Here is a 16,225-nt window from a genome sequence, read left to right on the forward strand (position 1 = left end):
CGTCCCTGATGGGAGAGGGAAGTATCGTGAAGTTTCTTGTCCTTGGAGCAACCGGGCGCACCGGCGTCCTCTTCGTCAAGAAGGCACTCGATGAGGGACACCAGGTCACTGCCCTCGTTCGACGAGCCGGCTCCTCCGTCGACCCGCGCGCTCACATCGTTACCGGTGACGTCACCGACGCCGCTGTGATCGCGAAGGCCGCCCAGGGCCACGACGCGATCATCAGTACGCTCGGGGTGAAGAGCGCCGGCGAGACTCCGACGCTGATCACCGACATGGTCCGCGCGGTCATAGCGTCCGCGAAGATCTCATGCGTCGATCGTTTCGTCCTGCTGTCCGCGTTCGGAGTCGGCGACTCCCTCGCTAAGGCCTCATGGCTCGTAAGCCCTCTTTTCCGAACCATGCTTCGGAAGACCTATGCGGACAAGGCCGCCTCGGAGGTGCTGTTGAAGGCCAGCGATCTGAGGTGGACCCTCGAATATCCCGGAGCGTTGAACAACGGTGACAGCACGCGCTACAGCAACGTCGTGCTCGAGGACGTCAAGAAGACACCGCTCTTCCCCTCGACCTCGCGCACAAACGTCGCCGACTTCCTCCTCCGCTGTGCTGTGGGCGACACCTTCATCCGTCAGATCGCAGTAGTCCTCGATGCCAAGTAGGTCACCGATGCAGGCGCGAGAAATACTGGTCACGAGCGCCATCGCCGCTCCAGCCGATCGCATGGGTGAAATACCTCTCTCGGCACTGGAATTAGCGATGATCCAGGCGGGCGGCCGGCGCGCGGATGCCCTGCGCGACACTGCAGCTTTCGCACAGGAACTGGAGAGGCTGGACTACCGCCGGCTCTGGTATGCCGAGCATCATCACTCGCTTTCCGTCGGCGCGTTCCCTCCCGCCATCCTGACAGCTCACTCCGCGACTTCCACCTCGGCCATCCGTCTCGGTTCCGGTGGGGTGCTGGCTCCGAACCATGCGCCGATCTCGCTGGCCGAGCAGTTCGCGACGCTGGCCGCGCTGCACCCGGGCCGGATTGACCTGGGGATCGGCCGTGGACCCGGCACCTTCGACGAGGCCACCGCAAAGGCCCTGCGTCGCGGAGCCGGCCCGGCGACGAATGCGGAATACCGGCAAAACGTGGCAGGGATCCTGTCTTCGCTGGTCGATGAGGTCGCTCCGGACCCCCTGCCGAAGCCCTGGTTGCTGGCGTCCAGCGACGCAGGCGCCGCTCTCGCTGCGGAGCTCGGCTTGCCGATCGCCTTCGCACACCACATCCAGCCGCAGAACACTGCGGAGGCCCTGAAACGCTACCGGGCGGCGTTCATTCCTTCCCGCTGGTGCGAGCGGCCCCGGATCCTGGTGTCCGTGCTGGCCGTGTGCGCCGAGACGGAAGAAGAAGCCGCGTGGCAAGCCGGCCCGTTCGGGGTGTTCAGGGATGCCGTCTTCAAGGGAACCGCGGACGCTCATCCCTTTTGCACTCCGGCGGACGCGGCCGCCCATCCGTTCACCGAGCAGGAGCGAGACCTCCTGGCCGGTTTCCAGACACGGCAGGCTGTCGGAGCTCCCGAGAACGTCGCGCGGGGCCTTGCGCAGCTGGCCGCCGAGACCGGAGCGGACGAACTGATGCTGTGGACTCCGATCCACGACCTCCGTGCCCGCGTTCGCTCCTATGAACTCATCAAGAAGCACTTCACCGCCACGAGCGCCTGACTCTTCCCCGCTGGATGCCGCAGCGCCAACGTGGCCGAGTTCAGCCTCGGAATCGCCAGATCTCGCGGCGCCGACCATCAACCGCACGACCTGCGGCAGCGCGGGTAGGTCGATCTCGGTGACGCGCTCGGGTGTGTAGTCCAGGGCGCAGGGTGACAAGTGACTGCCCAAGCCACCGGACACTTCCGTCCAACTGGGGCTGTGGGCTGGGACGCGGACTGTTGGCGTTAAGGTCCGGCATCGCGCGGCAGGTCGCTGGTCCGGGACCGGTCCCCAGAGCTCGTAGCTACAATTCCGCGCATGTTGAATGTGTTCCGGCCGGGGAGCCGAACCAGGCGGGCGGAGGTCGCCCGACTTGAGAAGGAGTTGGGTCGGGAGCGCCTCGACGCGGCCGATACTCTTGATGGCCTATTCGGCCAATACGGTCGGAGTGCCGCGGAGCCCCGGAAGATGAGCCCTGCCCTGCAGAGGGCAGTCGAGCTGGCACGAGATGAGGGGCGCTGGGTGGTGGCCGTTCGCGTGTTCCGCAACGAGAGGACGCTGCAGCCCGACTACGACGCTCCGCACATGTGGCTGGCCGATTTCCTGGAGCACGAAGGGCGGACGCAGAGCGCGATCACTTTGGCCAGGACAGCGGCGATGCAGTGCAGGCGGAAGTGCGATCTGCTGGCGCAAGCGGCGGAGTTTGCGCTCTTCTCGGGCCAGGTGAGGGGGTCCATATACCTCTTCGCCCAGTCAATTGCCACGGTGGGTGGGGGCCCTCACCGTGTCGAGTTGTCGCAGCAGCGAGCGTTTCTGTTCATGGCCGAGCTATTCGATGTGTTCGACGACGCCTCGGGAGAGCGCTGGGCCCGGGGGATTCAGGACGTCACCTACTTCGACGAGGACTACGTCCGTACGATTCGGAGCACGGCCGAAAAGACCACAGCGAAGGAGCGGGCCCGCATCCGGCGCGAGCTTCCCGAGATCAGGAAACAGCTCAGAGAACGGGTCAACGGGAAAAGCTAAGAGGTTGTCTCACGTGGCAAGTTCCGCGAGCTTCTTGAGTAGCTCGGGCGGTGGCCATGGCCAGGCTTCGGCTCTGCCGGTCGTTGCGGTCCACGTACGGGATCTTGAGGCCACGAGTAGCCCATGGCAGGCTCATGCCGCATGATCGATGAATTCGCGAAGAACAGCCTGCACGGGAGACTGCGGCGGGACCGCAAGGCGCTGCTCTGGAAACTCGACGGCCTGTCCGAGTACGACGCCCGCCGACCTTTGACAGTGACCGGGACCAACCTCCTCGGCCTGGTCAAGCACGTGGCCAGCGTCGAGGCCAGGTACTTCGGCGAGGTCTTCGACCGGCCGTCCCCGGAACCGCTGCCCCGGTGGCAGGACCACGACGGCAGCGATCTGTGGGCGGCTGAGGACGAGGCGCGCGATCAGATCATCGAGTCCTACCGGCGCACGTGGGAACACTCAGACGCGACGATCGACGAGCTTGCCCTCGATGCCCCCGGCCACGTGCCGTGGTGGTCGGAGCCTTATCCCAACACGAACCTGTTCGCCATCTTGGTCCACGTCCTCGGCGAGACCAACCGGCATGCCGGGCACGCCGACATCCTGCGCGAAGGCGTCGACGGCCGAACCGGGATGCGCCCCGAACACGAGATGCAGATCGATGAGGACACCCGCACCGCCTACTGCGCGAAGATCGAGCAGGCCGCCAGATCGGCCGCATCAGTCAAGGCATAGAAGGCTGTCCCACGTAACTTGATGTTCGAGCGGCATGATGCCGGCCGTGAGTGCTGATCTGTCGAAGCGTCTGGTTCCTGATGAACTCTGGGAGCTGGTCGCCCCGTTACTACCGTCGTTCGCGGTTCGACCGCAAGGTGGCGGGACCGCTCCGCGTGACGAGCGGGCCGTGTTCACCGCAGTGGTGTACGTGCTGACCAGCGGCTGTGCCTGGCGGCATCTGCCGCCGACGTTCGGCACGTCCTCCGCCACCGCGCATCGCCGCTTCACGGTATGGACCGAGGTCGGCCTGTGGCGTCGGCTGCATCGGGCGGCGCTGGACGAACTCGGGGTCCGGGGCGAGGTGGACTGAACCTCGGCGATCGTCGACGCGGCCTCCGTTCGCGCCAAAAGGGGGGATCGCTGACGGGGGCCGAACCCGGTCGATCGCGGCAAGAAGGGCAGCAAGCTGCACGTGCTGTCCGATGCCCAGGGCATCCCCCTCGCCGTCGCCGTGTCAGGTGCGAACATTCACGACAGTCTCGCCCTCAAGCCGCTCATCCTCGGCATCCCCGCCGTCCGGTCCCGCCGGGGACCACGGCGGCGCCGGCCCGTCAAACTCCGTGCGGACAAGGCGTACTTCTCCGCCGAACACCTCAGCTGGCTGCGCGAGCGTGGGCTCGTCGCGCGCATCGCGCGACCAGGCATCGAGTCCGGCGAACGCCTTGGTCGGCACCGCTGGAAGATCGAGCGGTCGACCGCTTGGCTCTTCGGCTACCGCCGCCTGACCATCTGATACGAACGAAAGGGCTCGCACTTCCTCGCCTTCCTCGGCCTGGCCGCTGCCCTGACCTGCTACAAGAAGCTCGCGAAACTTGCCACGTGAGACGCCCTCTAACTGTGCCAAGAACCTGTGCTGTCCGGAGCCGAATTTTGGCAAGGTGGTTGTACCTTCGACTGCGAGCTTCAATGTCTTGAAGAAATTCCTTCTCGTGTGCTCGGAGGCTGCGCGGAGCAGGCTTCACGTCCTCCGCATCGTAGTCTCCCTCCTCTTCTTCCTCCTCGATAAGAAGAGTACGATCCAGTGCCGTGAAAATCCCCAGGAGAATTAGGGGGTGAAATATCGGTGCCAATAACCGATGAATTACCGTCCGCATAGTCCAAGGTTGACACAGCTCTCGATCTGAGCATGAGGTTCGTCAGGATCGCAAGAGCACACTTACAGAAGGGACTACCTGCTGTGTTGCCGTTCAGCGGGCAGACCATTCCACACAAGCGCCTGATCGGTCAGGGCACCAGCCGTCGTGACTGACTGTCGTCGGATGGGGCAAAGGACCCACCCTTCCCCTTGCTCCACTCAGGACGAGGGCGTGAAGCTGGCGGACTGGTCGAGGTGAAACGGAGAGCCAGGAGCTGTTGGGGTCCAACTCTCGCCGAGGGCAGCCTTGATGGCTTGGGCGACGTCGGACGGCAGCACAGGCTTGGCCTCACGTCCGAACCAATTACTCGGATGCGCCTGGTTGGTGGTGACCACGAGTGTTATCCCTGGGGTGTCCGCGTGCTCGACCGCGAACGTGCACGGTGACCAGGCCAGGCTCTGGAAGTAAGTCGGCCTGCGTCGCAGCCGCCAGCGGTAGGCCGTACCGTCGACCACGATGCGCCGTGCGCCCTTGCCACCCAGCGCCATGACTCCCCCTCGTCATTACCCGAATAAGAGACGCAGGCCGCGCGGGCACAGTCACTCAAGCGTGGCATCGAGGCCGTCGCGGAGTTTCTGCTGCACCTCGTGAAACCTGGTAGCGAAGGCTTTGAAACCGTTCCTCTCAAGGAAGTCCGTGAGTTGTTCGAAGGACTACATACTCATAGTTCCCGCCGCAACACACCATCGCAAAACCACAACAACACCGTCCAGCACCCTCCCACATGCGGGTAGACGGCCGGAGAGGCGCGGTGCAGCAGGCTGGAGCGGCGGGACCTGCCCGTCGCCGCGGATCCCTGACGGCCGCAACAGTGGCCGCTCGCCCGGGCGTTATGCCGACGCGCCCGACTATCTCCTGCGGCTGCCGCCCAGACGTCCTTGTTGCTGGGCTTGGTTGCGTACCTCGCGCAGGGACAGCCAGTCGCCGTCGCCGGTGGTGACGTGCCAAGAGGCCATGCCGGTGCAGCGGCGTGTGCCGCACACGGTCTTTCCGGCCTCGTCCGCGCTGGTGAAGCGGTCGCCGCTGGGCAGGGTGATGACTCCGTCGGCATCCACGGTGGCCGTGTGGCGGCGGCCGGCGTGGTCGGCCTCGATCTGGGTGCCGGGGGCCAGGATGCCGTCGCGCAATATGCGTGCCAGATCGGTGCGCAGCGGGCGGCATCGCTGCCTATAACCGGTGGCGCCCCGGGAGGGGAAGAGTGGCCACGGCGGCGCCACCTGACGGACGCCCTAGCCACCTGGGGCGAACAGACCGCCCTCAGCGCGACGAGAGCCACCGAACTTTCGCAGAACACCCGCTCACATCCCCAACAACCCGGCCAATGCACCAGCCGAAGCCAAAAACGTCACCACCGCCTGCGAGTCCGCGAGCAGTTCCCGCAGGTGTTCCCGGCGTGTCGGTCCCGCCTGCCCCGTGGTGGTGATCTCCTCCTCTGTTTCGGCCAGCGCCTCGACCAGGGCGGTCGTCTGGTCGGTGGCGCGTACCCGTTGCAGATCAGCCCGCAGTTCCCGCACTGCGCTCAGCAGTTGCTCGGTGGCCTCATCCACGTCCGCGGCGTGGCCCATGGCGTGTTGCTGGGCCTGAACACTGTGGGTGTTATTGATGGCCCCGATGAGGCCACCGACGACCTTCCGACTGAAGGTCAGATCGTCACCGCTACCCCTGTTCATACGATCCCACCCTCTTCGACGGCCTCCGGGGCCGGCGATTCCATCGTATTGGCCGACGTGTCCGCAAGCGTCTGCTGCACACCTGGCTGCCGAGTCGCAGGCTGAGTTACTGCCTCGCGGATCTGGCGGATCTGACCTAGCTGTTGGAGTAGGGCGGGTGCTGCGGCCCCAACCGTCAAGGCACCTAATGCCCCAGTGGCCTGACCACTGGTACCGTACGCCGTGGCAGCAGCGCCGCCGAGCACCAGTCGCGTAACTGCGATGGCCACCACGGGCGGCAGATCGACGAAGTTGAGAAAGCTCGGAGGGTTCCTGCGCTTGTTGCCCGCTGGCGTCAGCCGAGCAGCGCGCCATTCGCCCAGCCGGTTGAAGAAGGCCACTGCTTCGATCAGCGCCCCGCCCGCCCCTCCGATCAGCATGTACTCGACCACTGTCACCTCGTCGCTCCCCCCGCCGCGCTGATCGACAGCGTCTCCATCTTGCCACTACGGGCGGGGCCGCATGGCAATTTGGGCGCTGCCAAGGGTCTTTCACTGGCCGATTCACGGCCGGCTCAGAGAGCGCCAGCGTCGCTGGAGCAGTACGACCACGAGCCATCTATGGCCGAACCTCGTTCGGACTCCTCCGGACGCGCAGCCTCCCCCAGCTGGCTGGATGCCGCAGTCGGGCTCGTCCGCGACTTCGGCGCCATCATCACCAACCGCCCCGGCGCCACGCTCCCCGCATGGACCGACGCCGTCGACGCCAACCAACTGCCCGGCCTCACAGGCTTCGCCCTCCAAAGGATCCGGGACCTCGACGTGGGGACCGCCAGCCTCGCCCTGCACAGGAGCTCCGTGGCACCGAAAGCGGCGTAAACCATGACTTTTAGGAAGATCAAAAGGCAGCTCTACGGACGCGCCGGATTCGAACAGCTCCCGTAAGGTGACCCTGCTCCCAGTGACGCTCTGCGACCGCTCTCCAAGACCTGTGACAGAGCCCACTGAACGACGCCACAGCCACCCTGGCAGCAACCGAACCGACGGACCTGTAACTCGATCACCACAGGGCATCTGAACCGTTCCGGGTTCGGTAGGGACTCGATCGTTTGAGAGGATCGAGTTATGGCACGTCCTTCCCAGTACCCGCTTGAGCTGCGCCGTCGTGCGGTGCGGATGGTCGCCGAGGTGCGGCCGGAGTACGACACCGAGTGGGCCGCGATGAAAGCGGTCGCCCAGAAGCTGGGCATCGGCACGACCGAGACGCTGCGCAAGTGGGTGCGGCAGGACCAGATCGACGCCGGGACCCGTCCGGGCACGACGAGCGAGGAGTCGGCCGAGCTGAAGCGGCTGAAAAAGGAGAACGCCGAGCTGAAACGGGCCAACGACATCCTCAAAGCCGCGGCGTCTTTCTTCGCGGCCGAGCTCGACCGGCCACACACACGCTCGTAGCGTTCATCGACGAGCACAAGGACCGCTTCGGCGGCGTCGAGCCGATCTGCCGGGTCCTCACCGACCACGACTGCAAGATCGCCCCGTCCACCTACTACGCCCACCACAAACGCCAGGCCGCACCCGCAGCCCGCACCGTCCGCGACGCCGAACTGAAGACTCTGATCACACAGGCGTACGAGGCCAACTACCGTGTCTACGGCGCCCGGAAGATCTGGCGGCACCTGAACCGCCAGGAGGTCGCGGTCGCCCGCTGCACCGTCGAACGCCTCATGCGCGAACTCGGCATCACCGGAGCGGTCCGCGGCAAAAAGGTGATCACCACGATCCCCGACGCGAGCGCGGAACGGGCCCCGGACCTCGTGGACCGCGACTTCGTCGCCCCCGCCCCGAACCGCTGCTGGGTCGCCGACTTCACCCACGTCACCACGTTCGCCGGCGTCGTCTACGTCGCCTTCGTCGTGGACACCTTCTCCCGCCGCATCGTCGGCTGGGCAGCAGCCACATCGAAGGAGACACGGCTCGTCCTGGACGCCCTCGAGATGGCCTTGTGGCAGCGCGACCGAGACCAACGCCCTTACGAGAAAGGCGAGTTGATACATCACTCCGATGCCGGCTCGCAGTACACATCGTTCGCGCTCGCCGAACACCTCGACCGCGCAGGCATCGCCGCGTCGATCGGATCGGTCGGCGACGCCTACGACAATGCCCTCATGGAGTCCATGATCGGCCTGTTCAAGGCCGAGTTGATCAAGCCCCGTCGGCCCTGGAAGACGCTTTCCGAGGTCGAACTCGCCACCGCCGAATGGGTCGACTGGTACTGCCACCGTCGGCTCCACGGTGAAATAGGGCACATCCCGCCCGCCGAATACGAGACCAAGTACTACCGCGAAACCACGAAACCCAAGGTCACAGTCACGACCTAGAGTCTCGATCAAACCCGGAACGGTTCAGAATCGATAGAGACAGTCGTGCATGAAGTAGGTGCGCATGCTGGCGCCCTTGTGGGGTTTCCAGTAACCGCGCGGCTTGCTCACGTCAACGAAGTACTGCACGGCCTCCGCCACAGCCGCCGCAGCCAGGTCCTCGCGCAGATACGAGTTGCGCCGCAGCTCCTGGACCTCGCTGTCGAAGCAGGTCAGCGGCACGTTGTTGGCCTTGCAGCGGGCGGCGATAGTGCCCTCCTTCATCCACTTGCGCAGGCACCGCCAGCCGTACTGCCACAGGTCGTTGGTCAGCCGCTCGCGCTCCGGGTCCTTCCCGTCCGCGGCCTGCCGCCTCCGATCGACGGCCTGACTTTCGGATCGTTCCCCCTTCGTATGAGCTCGGTCACGTCCTGCCGAGGACATTCTGGATTCGGGCATCTCTCCCCCTCGCACCTCAAGTTGTACTCGCCCTCTCTTAAGACAGTCGGCGCACTTTCCCCCACGAACTTTTTCCCGACGATCTGCCTGTGCGAGGAGTGAACGAGACGTTCGGCTCCAGGCACTGAAAGACGCTCACTCTTTCTGGCTCCTGGTAACCGCAGTTATCCGGAGTCCATGGGCACCGTTCAGGGCCGGAGCGGGGGCCATCGCGGTCCGGCGTCTACCGGCGGGCCAGGGCGAGGGCGATGGTCACGACGAAGGTGACTCCTCCGAACGCCACTCCCAGCGGTGTCCCAAGGGACGGGTGACGCCACGTCACGTAGACGAGGCCGGTCCCGATGAGCAGCACCAGGAGCACCAGGACGAGGATCAGCAGCGACCAGATCGCGCGGGTCGGCGCAGGCCCGGGCTCCTGCGGCTGCGGGGCGGCCCTGTGGGGGGTTGTTGCAGACATGACACTTCCTTGGTTTGGGCGTGACGGAGCCACGCGTGGATGGACGGTCGAACCTTGGGCCGCGGAGCTGTTAGCCCCGCAAGTCCCCTGTTCTGCCCGGGGGTGCCTCCCGGACAGGAGGAGGGTGCACCGTTGTTCATGCCGTAATGAACAGCGCTGCCAGGAGCACCACCGTGGTGTGCACCGTAAGGAACGGGGGCAGCGAAGCAGACCCCCGCCTGCTGCCTTCCGAAGATTTCTGGATCTTCGACAGTCGCCTGGTCGCCCGGCTCAACCTCGACGACCACGACGTGTTCCACGACGTCAAGATCATCACGGAGCCCACCGAAGTCCTGCGCTACTGCCGGCCGAGTAGGTGTTTTTGAACCTGGTGCGGCAGGTCAAGCCATGTGACGTGGCACGGGTGCAGCGTTCACGGCGCCGACAGGGCCCGGTCGGCGAACAGCCAGGCGGCCTCGATCAGCCCAGCGACGCAGTTGCCGCGCGCAGGTCCTCCAGGGCTGCCAGTGCATGGGGCGCGAGTCCTTCTGTGTCATCGCGATCGCTTTCGGACCACTGGGCGTAGCCCCGCTTGAACGCGAGGACTCCCAGCTCGCCCGCGAGGTGCGCAGTCGGGTCGGGGACACCGCGGGCGATGAGCGCGGCTGTCATGGCGGCTGCGAGACCGACGCTCTTGAGGGCGTCGCGCTCTTGAAGTTCGGTGCTGGCTGCCACGGCTGCTTTGAGGCGGGGGCCGAGTTCGCGGTTCGTCGGCCCCATGGCGCTCGATGCGCGCTCGAGACCGGCCGCCACCGCCTGGAGCGGGCTGGCGCTTGCAGGCGCCTCGGTGATGCCGTCGGCGAGCAGCCTGCTGAGCGTCTCCTGGCCGGCGACCAGCAGCTCTCGCTTGTCGGAGAAGTGCCGGAAGAAGGTGCTCTTGGTGACGCCGGCGCGCTCGGCGATCTGCGTCACCGTGGTGGCGTCGTACCCCTGCTCGGTGAACAGGTCGACGGCCGCAACGACGAGTCGCTGGGTCGCCCCCGGTTGCCATCTAGCCATGAGACCAGGATAGGTGATGGGACACCTGTCCCGTCACCGGTGTATGGTCAGTGATGGGATAATGGTCCCATCACTTTCAGGGAGAGCTCATGCACGTCTTCGTCACCGGCGGTACCGGCACCATCGGCTCCGCCGTCGTCGCCGAACTGCTCGGCAACGGCCACACCGCTCTCGCACTGGCTCGCTCGGACGGCTCCGCGCAGGCCCTTGAGAGCGCTGGTGCCAAGGTGCTGCGAGGAGAACTGGCGGACCTCGACGTCCTGCGGTCCGGCGCTGCACAGTGCGACGGCGTGATCAGCCTGGCCTTCGGACGCGACTACAGCAGTCCGGATACGCTCGCCCAGGCCATAGCCGAGGAGAGCGCCGCTCTCGCCACGCTGGGGCAGGAACTCATCGGCAGCGACCGCCCGATCGTCACAGTCTCGGGTACGCCCTGGGTGCCAGGACGCGCCTCCACCGAGGCCGATCCGCTGCCGACCGACGGACCGGTGGGCGGTCGGGGCCGTTCCATCACAGCGCTGCTGGATCTCGCCTCGCGCGGTCTGCGCAGCACGGCCGTCCGCATGCCGCGCACGGTCCACAACCAGGGCCAGGGCGGATTCGCCGGCCTGTTGACCGATCAAGCGCGCCGTACCCAGGTGGCCGGCTACCCGGGTGACGGCACCCAGCGCTGGCCGGCCGTGCACGCGCTCGACGCAGCCGTCCTGTTCCGTCTGGTCCTTGAGTCGGCACCGGCGGGGACGTCCTGGCACGCTGTCGGCGACGAGGGCGACGCGGTGCGGGACATCGCGACCGTCATCGGCCGGCGACTGGGCCTGCCGGTCGAGAAGGTTCCGCAGGAAAACTTCGGCCCGTTCGGCCCGATCTTCGCCATGGACCAACCGGCGTCCAGCGCCCACACCCGCAATGCCCTCGGGTGGCAGCCGACACACTCCAGCCTCCTCCAGGACCTGGAAAACATTCAGCCCTGACACACCCCCGTCGCCCTCCGCGTCCACCGGCTCGAGCGCGGGTTCCTGCAAGTCAGGCACCGGGTCATCATGATGATGAGTACCCAGTTCAGATGGGCTTCGCAGTGCTGCGGAAGGCGCTCGCAGTCACGTGCGTTACCGCGGGCGCTCATGCACCAGCCGATCGCGCGTTCCACTTTCCAACGGCGGGGCCTGACGACGAAGCCCTCGGCGCCCTTGAGCCGGGAGACGAAGCACACGGTGAACCAGAGACAGTCGCGAACCCAGCCCACGAGGCCGCCGGCACAGCCGCGGCCGGCCCATCTGCGGCTGGGTCAGACGCAGGCGCCAGAACACGTCGCGGGCGGCGTCGCGGTCCTGGATGTCAGCGGGCGCGCAAGCAGGGTGAGCGGATCGGTGGTAGCCGCAGGACGTTCCCACACGATGGCCACGTGATTCCTCCTGGTGTCGACGCAAGCCCTCTGGCGAGAGGCGGTTGAACCCGCTCGACCCAGTGCACGGATGTGGGAGCGGGCGGGGTTCATGCGGCGGCCGCCCCTGCAGGGGCAAGAACAACCGCCCGACCCGAGACCAGCGGGAAACAGTGGCGCCGGCATCGGGGGCCTTGCGGCAGGCGCACGTCCCGCCACGGGTTCGATCAGCGGGGCGATGGCCGTGTACGGCGCCGACGCCCGGGCCCTGATCGTGAAAGCCATCGACGCATTGCGCTGACCGCATAGCCAACAACCGGACACCAACCGTGGCTCGGCGGACAACCGATGACCAACCCAAGGCCCCCCTCCCGCCGCGAGTCCATGACCCCGCTGGTCGCCGCCGTCATCACGATCAGTCCACCCACCGCGTCGTCCTCCCCCAGCACCGCCAGAACGCCAAGATCGCGGGCTGTGCTGCGCGTCGCCGGTGAACGACACCACGCTTCAGCCGGTCAGCGCGCGCCGAGGAGTGTCCACGATGGTGACGGCGGCTTCGAGGACAGAATCGACTTCAATGTCAGGGCGGGCCATCATGCCGTTCCAACTCCGGCCTCTGCGAAGCCAAGCGGTCCGCAGACCGGCCTGTGCTCCCCCGAAGACGTCCTCAACCGGTGCATCACCGATCATCCACCCGGCCAGTTCAGCACCGCAGCGGCGTGCCACCTCATCGAAGATCCTTCGATCCGGCTTGCCTACGCCGACATCCTCCGCAACGCACAGAGCATCGATCAGCGGTGCCAGGCCCGAGCGCGCGAGCTTGTGACGCGTTCTGACCCTGGAGCCATTGGTCACCACCCCGATGGTCCAGCCTGCATCGCGGAGCAGCGTCAGGGCCTGCATCGACTCCTCTTCGGTTCCGTAGCACGAGGGGTAGCTGGCCGCGTACCACTCGCGGATCTCGCCATCCGTCATACGGATGGCGGGCAGAGAGCCCACCGTTGCCAGGAACTCGTCCCGTGGCGTCGCACCGTTTTGGTCGGCGTCGATGATGGCCTCAACGGCACCTTCGGGCATGCCTTCTCGGCGGGCGAGCAAGCGCGCCCAGCGCCGGATGGCGGCAGAACGGCTGACCAGCGTGTCGTCGAAGTCGAAGAGAGCCAGCATCAGTTCAGCTCTGTCCTTGCCGCAGTGATCCGGAGACCGGCAGGACGCGGTTGGCGAGGAAGCGGCGCTTGCCGAACAGGCGGGTCACTCCTGGGTCGTCGACCTGGCTGAGTTCGTCGGAGGCGCGGCACGCGAAGACCAGACTGCGCCGCGATGATGGCGAGGTGTTGCGCCCCACGCTGTGGAAGCACAGGCAGTTGAGGAGCAAGACGCCGCCGGCCGGCATTTCGACGGGCAGTTCCTGGCCGATCAGGTGCCGGTATTCATCATGTTCGTCGGCCCAGTTACCCCCGCCGTCACCGGACTGGGGCCCTGCGTAGGGCAGGCGGTGTGACGCCGGAACCACCGTGGTACAGCCGCCTGCGACGGTGGCAGGCTCGAGGTAGAAGAAGACCGCGACGAGCGGCTGTGACCATTGCTGGATGTCGCGGTGCAGCCGGAACGGTATGTCACCAGGGTTGTTCAGCGTGGCATGGTTGTGCCTGGCGTGCACTACGTCGACGGCCGGCCCGAGGATCTCACGCAGCGCCGCGGCAACCACCTCGTGACGCAGCGCTTCGAGAAAGATCGGGTCGCGTTCCAGCAGATCATCGAGTCGGCAGGGCTTTCCCGTGTCGTTGACACGGTAGGGCGGCAGGCCCCGAGTGAAATGGTCGTCGACCACCATCCGCATCCGGCTCACCACATCAGCGGGCAGCCGGTCGGGCAGTTTCGTGTAGCCGGTCGCGTCGAAGAAGCGGGCCAGGTCTGTCATGGTCCACTCCCGTGTGCGATCTCGCGGGTTTCCTCGTCCGTCCACATGGCTTCGAATTGGCTGCGAAAGCGGGCATACCACAACGCGTCACTCGCCCGTGCAACCACGAATCCCGGACGCCAGGCGGACGGCTGCCGCCACGACCAGAACCAGATGTAGGCATGCGCCCTCTCGTCGTCCGCGTCGAAAAAGTACGCGGTGAAAGGCGGCATGATGTCGTAGGCGCGCAGCTGCAGGTACTCGGCCGGGGCCGCCGCCGCGGCCCTGATCGATGTCAGAGTGGCGATGGCGCTGCGGTGTTGATGACGGACGTCTTCGGCCGAAGCCTTGGGCGTGGAGCTGCGGCGGTTTGCGTCGAGGACCGCTTGGCCTTCCGGATCCTGCATGAGGACACGGACCTGGCCGCCCGACCTGAGGATGCGGCCGATCTCGTTGGAGTAGGTGACGGCCATCCGATTGTGTCCGAAGCCGCACATGTCGACGGTGCGGGCGTCCTCCCAGGAGCGGGTAAACCGAGGGCTGTTGTGCACATAGTCTTCGACGAACACACCGGCCGCGGTCGGTGTACGCCCGTTGAACTGGGCCGGATCGATCATCGTGTCGACATCGGTTGGCGGCACCGGCTCGCTCTCAGCAGCGGGACGGGCCCGCATGAGCAGCTGCAACAGCGCGAGGTCAGCCTGGTGTCGCACATTGCGCGAACTACCGATCCACGCATGCCCGAGCGCGAAGTCCTCAACTCGTTCCAGCCAGTTGAAGTCACCGAACCCGCCGTCGATGTTGAAACTGAGCCTCAACAGCTCCCGCTCACGCGGCGGTGCCCTCTCGATGAGCTTCCTGAGGTTGTCCAGCCCCTGTCTGAGCTGGCCGTCCGTGTCGTCTTCGATGCACAGAACCCGGCGCTTGACGAAGTCGGAGAGGTAGTAAAGATCACCGGGGCTGGTGACGCCCCTGCCGTGGCGCAGCCGCTGCAGGCTGTCGAAGTCATCACGTAGGCCCTGAGCCCTCGCCAGCCCCGCCACGGTGACCCTCATGAGAACACGTTAGCCCCAAGCGGGTGGTGTCCACTGGTGTCCAGCGCGTTCCAATGACCGCCCTGTGACGGGCTGTTGGCCCTGCGGGTGCCAGAGCAGCATCTCCCTGTCAGTGCCGGGCAAGCCGATCCGGAGGTCCCTCCATGCCCCCACCGCCTCGTGGCCAGGTACGAGCCGCGCGCACCACCGACCGGCCACCCTTCACCACCACCGTGTCCTCGACGACTCATCGCCCCCATGGCTCGAGCCGGCGGTGCGGCTGCGACACGCACCGCGCCGCTGAGGACGTCGGCGCCGGCCCAGCGCGACCCCAGCCGCTTAGCGCACGGCGCACCGTCAGCCGCCTGCTGCACGAGACACTCTGGGCGGCCGCAGCCGGCGCGGCGTACACGTGCGGTGCCAGCGGCGCAGGCACGATCCTGTACTGGCTCATCCACCGTTAGTGAAACCCGGCGCCAGTGAGGGCCTCTCGCGGCCGGCGGGCAGGAGATGACTGGTCGCCCCTGCCGGCCTTCCACCACCACGAAGAGGTCCTCCAACACGCGGAGCGGGGCCCGGCCAGGGTTCCAAAGAAGCGCGGCTGCCGGTCGAGGGGTGCCGGCAAAAAAGATCACACTCGGCGCAAGATGGCGGGCTGCGGCCTCTGGGGAGCAGGAGCGCCCAACGGTAGCCACGCCCAGGTGACTGGCCTTTCCTGCTCGCGCTCCTGGACCGGCAGGAGTCGATGGCCAAATGCCCCGGGCCTAGCGCATGTGACGTGCCATCGGCCAGCTGCGCTTCCGCTCTGGAGACGGGGCAATCAGCGCGGCATACTCAAATCCTCATCCCGGGGGGACAGCCATGCAGCGGAGGGGCAGGAGACGCGGACGGCTGGCGCTGGGCTGGCACCTACTGGCGCTTGAACGGGTGCTCGTCACCGACCGTAACGATCACCTGGGTTCCCTGGGAGGCGTGTTGCCCGGGGACGGCCTGCCTGAGCAGTACGTGTACTACTGCCCGGTGCCGGATTGCGCTCTCAACGTGACCCGCACATGGCACATGAACACGCCGGCCCGGGCGGCGCAGGAGTGCGATCATCCGCCTGAGGACCGCGCCGTCATTCACTTCAAGAAGGACGAGGTCACCGTCGATGCCCAGCAGGCCGGCGCCGGGTACTACCTCTACATCTGCCCGGACAGATTCTGCGGGGGACCAGCCGAGCGTCGCGACCAGGCCGTCGCCAATCTGCGGTGCACGAGTGAGGATCACGGCGATGACGCGCACCGGGCCATGGCCCGCGCGGTTTCCGCATAGGAGATGAGCGGGATGCTG

19 protein-coding genes and 1 pseudogene are annotated in these 16,225 nt (G+C 66.3%); 10 read left to right on the forward strand and 10 right to left on the reverse strand.

Annotated elements, in window-relative coordinates; genetic code table 11:
- Nucleotides 1-26 precede the first annotated feature (26 nt).
- The 5 genes and pseudogenes from OG303_RS00135 (at nucleotide 27) to OG303_RS00155 (ending at nucleotide 4,306) form a co-directional block, all read left to right on the forward strand.
- Nucleotides 27-659, forward strand: coding sequence for an NAD(P)-dependent oxidoreductase (locus tag OG303_RS00135; protein WP_405863474.1), 633 nt, complete (start codon nucleotides 27-29; stop codon nucleotides 657-659).
- A gap of 61 nt (nucleotides 660-720) precedes the next feature.
- A complete protein-coding gene (locus OG303_RS00140; protein WP_405877011.1) occupies nucleotides 721-1,707 on the forward strand; it encodes an MsnO8 family LLM class oxidoreductase in 987 nt (328 codons plus the stop codon).
- 300 nt (nucleotides 1,708-2,007) lie between these two features.
- A complete protein-coding gene (locus OG303_RS00145; RefSeq protein WP_405863476.1) occupies nucleotides 2,008-2,715 on the forward strand; it encodes a hypothetical protein in 708 nt (235 codons plus the stop codon).
- 141 nt (nucleotides 2,716-2,856) lie between these two features.
- Nucleotides 2,857-3,441: a DinB family protein gene (locus OG303_RS00150; protein ID WP_405863478.1), complete on the forward strand. Its 585-nt coding sequence runs from the start codon at nucleotides 2,857-2,859 to the stop codon at nucleotides 3,439-3,441.
- A 37-nt stretch (nucleotides 3,442-3,478) separates the two neighbouring features.
- Nucleotides 3,479-4,306 (forward strand): annotated as a pseudogene (locus OG303_RS00155) (IS5 family transposase).
- Between the two features lie 471 nt (nucleotides 4,307-4,777).
- On the opposite strand, the gene OG303_RS00160 reads toward OG303_RS00155, so the two are convergent.
- From OG303_RS00160 to OG303_RS00175, 4 genes are all read right to left on the reverse strand, one after another.
- The gene (locus tag OG303_RS00160; protein WP_405863480.1) at nucleotides 4,778-5,107 is read right to left on the reverse strand and encodes a hypothetical protein; all 330 of its coding nucleotides are present in this window, start codon (nucleotides 5,105-5,107) and stop codon (nucleotides 4,778-4,780) included.
- A gap of 360 nt (nucleotides 5,108-5,467) precedes the next feature.
- Nucleotides 5,468-5,836 (reverse strand): hypothetical protein, encoded by a 369-nt coding sequence (locus OG303_RS00165; RefSeq protein ID WP_405863481.1) that lies wholly within the window; start codon nucleotides 5,834-5,836, stop codon nucleotides 5,468-5,470.
- Between the two features lie 81 nt (nucleotides 5,837-5,917).
- Nucleotides 5,918-6,184: a hypothetical protein gene (locus OG303_RS00170; RefSeq protein WP_405877013.1), complete on the reverse strand. Its 267-nt coding sequence runs from the start codon at nucleotides 6,182-6,184 to the stop codon at nucleotides 5,918-5,920.
- 101 nt (nucleotides 6,185-6,285) lie between these two features.
- Complete coding sequence (locus tag OG303_RS00175) at nucleotides 6,286-6,726, reverse strand: hypothetical protein (RefSeq protein ID WP_405863483.1); 441 nt, start codon at nucleotides 6,724-6,726, stop codon at nucleotides 6,286-6,288.
- Between the two features lie 162 nt (nucleotides 6,727-6,888).
- Between OG303_RS00175 and OG303_RS00180 the strand changes: the two genes are divergently transcribed.
- The gene (locus OG303_RS00180; RefSeq protein WP_405863485.1) at nucleotides 6,889-7,146 is read left to right on the forward strand and encodes a hypothetical protein; all 258 of its coding nucleotides are present in this window, start codon (nucleotides 6,889-6,891) and stop codon (nucleotides 7,144-7,146) included.
- A 246-nt stretch (nucleotides 7,147-7,392) separates the two neighbouring features.
- Nucleotides 7,393-8,645, forward strand: a protein-coding gene (locus OG303_RS00185) for an IS3 family transposase (protein WP_405863487.1) whose coding sequence is annotated in 2 segments (ribosomal slippage) — nucleotides 7,393-7,675 and nucleotides 7,675-8,645 — 1,254 coding nt in all. Because the reading frame shifts where the segments join, the coding sequence is not laid out codon by codon here.
- Nucleotides 8,646-8,669: 24 nt separating this feature from the next.
- Here OG303_RS00185 and OG303_RS00190 read toward each other — a convergent pair.
- Together OG303_RS00190 and OG303_RS00195 are read right to left on the reverse strand one after the other, a co-directional pair.
- Nucleotides 8,670-9,083 (reverse strand): hypothetical protein, encoded by a 414-nt coding sequence (locus OG303_RS00190; protein WP_405863489.1) that lies wholly within the window; start codon nucleotides 9,081-9,083, stop codon nucleotides 8,670-8,672.
- Between the two features lie 223 nt (nucleotides 9,084-9,306).
- Entirely contained in the window at nucleotides 9,307-9,540 is a 234-nt protein-coding gene (locus tag OG303_RS00195; RefSeq protein ID WP_405863491.1) for a hypothetical protein, read from the reverse strand.
- A 146-nt stretch (nucleotides 9,541-9,686) separates the two neighbouring features.
- Between OG303_RS00195 and OG303_RS00200 the strand changes: the two genes are divergently transcribed.
- Nucleotides 9,687-9,905 (forward strand): DUF6879 family protein, encoded by a 219-nt coding sequence (locus OG303_RS00200; protein WP_405863493.1) that lies wholly within the window; start codon nucleotides 9,687-9,689, stop codon nucleotides 9,903-9,905.
- A 94-nt stretch (nucleotides 9,906-9,999) separates the two neighbouring features.
- On the opposite strand, the gene OG303_RS00205 is transcribed toward OG303_RS00200, so the two are convergent.
- Nucleotides 10,000-10,578 carry a TetR/AcrR family transcriptional regulator gene (locus OG303_RS00205; RefSeq protein ID WP_388575159.1) on the reverse strand — a complete coding sequence of 193 codons (579 nt, stop codon included), beginning with the start codon at nucleotides 10,576-10,578 and terminating at the stop codon, nucleotides 10,000-10,002.
- Between the two features lie 89 nt (nucleotides 10,579-10,667).
- Here OG303_RS00205 and OG303_RS00210 point away from each other — a divergent pair, with 89 nt between their 5' ends.
- Nucleotides 10,668-11,549: an SDR family oxidoreductase gene (locus OG303_RS00210; protein ID WP_405863495.1), complete on the forward strand. Its 882-nt coding sequence runs from the start codon at nucleotides 10,668-10,670 to the stop codon at nucleotides 11,547-11,549.
- Between the two features lie 917 nt (nucleotides 11,550-12,466).
- Here OG303_RS00210 and OG303_RS00215 read toward each other — a convergent pair.
- From OG303_RS00215 to OG303_RS00225, 3 genes are read right to left on the reverse strand one after another with little or no spacing between them, the layout of a single operon-like run.
- Entirely contained in the window at nucleotides 12,467-13,126 is a 660-nt protein-coding gene (locus tag OG303_RS00215) for an HAD family hydrolase (RefSeq protein ID WP_405863496.1), read from the reverse strand.
- 4 nt (nucleotides 13,127-13,130) lie between these two features.
- The gene (locus tag OG303_RS00220; protein ID WP_405863497.1) at nucleotides 13,131-13,880 is read right to left on the reverse strand and encodes a phytanoyl-CoA dioxygenase family protein; all 750 of its coding nucleotides are present in this window, start codon (nucleotides 13,878-13,880) and stop codon (nucleotides 13,131-13,133) included.
- Nucleotides 13,877-14,914: a DUF5919 domain-containing protein gene (locus OG303_RS00225; protein WP_405863499.1), complete on the reverse strand. Its 1,038-nt coding sequence runs from the start codon at nucleotides 14,912-14,914 to the stop codon at nucleotides 13,877-13,879. The genes OG303_RS00220 and OG303_RS00225 overlap by 4 nt, the downstream gene beginning before the upstream one ends.
- Nucleotides 14,915-15,820: 906 nt before the next feature.
- On the opposite strand from OG303_RS00225, the gene OG303_RS00230 reads away from it, so the two are divergent.
- On the forward strand, nucleotides 15,821-16,207 hold the full coding sequence (locus OG303_RS00230) for a hypothetical protein (protein WP_405863500.1): 387 nt from the start codon (nucleotides 15,821-15,823) through the stop codon (nucleotides 16,205-16,207).
- The last annotated feature ends 18 nt before the right edge of the window (nucleotides 16,208-16,225 follow it).

It is taken from the genome of Streptomyces sp. NBC_00005, from assembly GCF_045160215.1.
Lineage (GTDB): Bacteria > Actinomycetota > Actinomycetes > Streptomycetales > Streptomycetaceae > Streptomyces.

What these genes read in the sequence shown, in the direction of transcription:
- OG303_RS00140 (WP_405877011.1), top strand. Translation starts at nt 721, where the DNA reads ATGGGTGAAATACCTCTCTCGGCACTGGAATTAGCGATGATCCAGGCG.
- OG303_RS00145 (WP_405863476.1), top strand. Translation starts at nt 2,008, where the DNA reads ATGTTGAATGTGTTCCGGCCGGGGAGCCGAACCAGGCGGGCGGAGGTC.
- OG303_RS00150 (WP_405863478.1), top strand. Translation starts at nt 2,857, where the DNA reads ATGATCGATGAATTCGCGAAGAACAGCCTGCACGGGAGACTGCGGCGG.
- OG303_RS00160 (WP_405863480.1), bottom strand. Translation starts at nt 5,107, where the DNA reads ATGGCGCTGGGTGGCAAGGGCGCACGGCGCATCGTGGTCGACGGTACG.
- OG303_RS00170 (WP_405877013.1), bottom strand. Translation starts at nt 6,184, where the DNA reads ATGGGCCACGCCGCGGACGTGGATGAGGCCACCGAGCAACTGCTGAGC.
- OG303_RS00180 (WP_405863485.1), top strand. Translation starts at nt 6,889, where the DNA reads ATGGCCGAACCTCGTTCGGACTCCTCCGGACGCGCAGCCTCCCCCAGC.
- OG303_RS00190 (WP_405863489.1), bottom strand. Translation starts at nt 9,083, where the DNA reads ATGCCCGAATCCAGAATGTCCTCGGCAGGACGTGACCGAGCTCATACG.
- OG303_RS00195 (WP_405863491.1), bottom strand. Translation starts at nt 9,540, where the DNA reads ATGTCTGCAACAACCCCCCACAGGGCCGCCCCGCAGCCGCAGGAGCCC.
- OG303_RS00200 (WP_405863493.1), top strand. Translation starts at nt 9,687, where the DNA reads ATGAACAGCGCTGCCAGGAGCACCACCGTGGTGTGCACCGTAAGGAAC.
- OG303_RS00205 (WP_388575159.1), bottom strand. Translation starts at nt 10,578, where the DNA reads ATGGCTAGATGGCAACCGGGGGCGACCCAGCGACTCGTCGTTGCGGCC.
- OG303_RS00210 (WP_405863495.1), top strand. Translation starts at nt 10,668, where the DNA reads ATGCACGTCTTCGTCACCGGCGGTACCGGCACCATCGGCTCCGCCGTC.
- OG303_RS00215 (WP_405863496.1), bottom strand. Translation starts at nt 13,126, where the DNA reads ATGCTGGCTCTCTTCGACTTCGACGACACGCTGGTCAGCCGTTCTGCC.
- OG303_RS00220 (WP_405863497.1), bottom strand. Translation starts at nt 13,880, where the DNA reads ATGACAGACCTGGCCCGCTTCTTCGACGCGACCGGCTACACGAAACTG.
- OG303_RS00225 (WP_405863499.1), bottom strand. Translation starts at nt 14,914, where the DNA reads ATGAGGGTCACCGTGGCGGGGCTGGCGAGGGCTCAGGGCCTACGTGAT.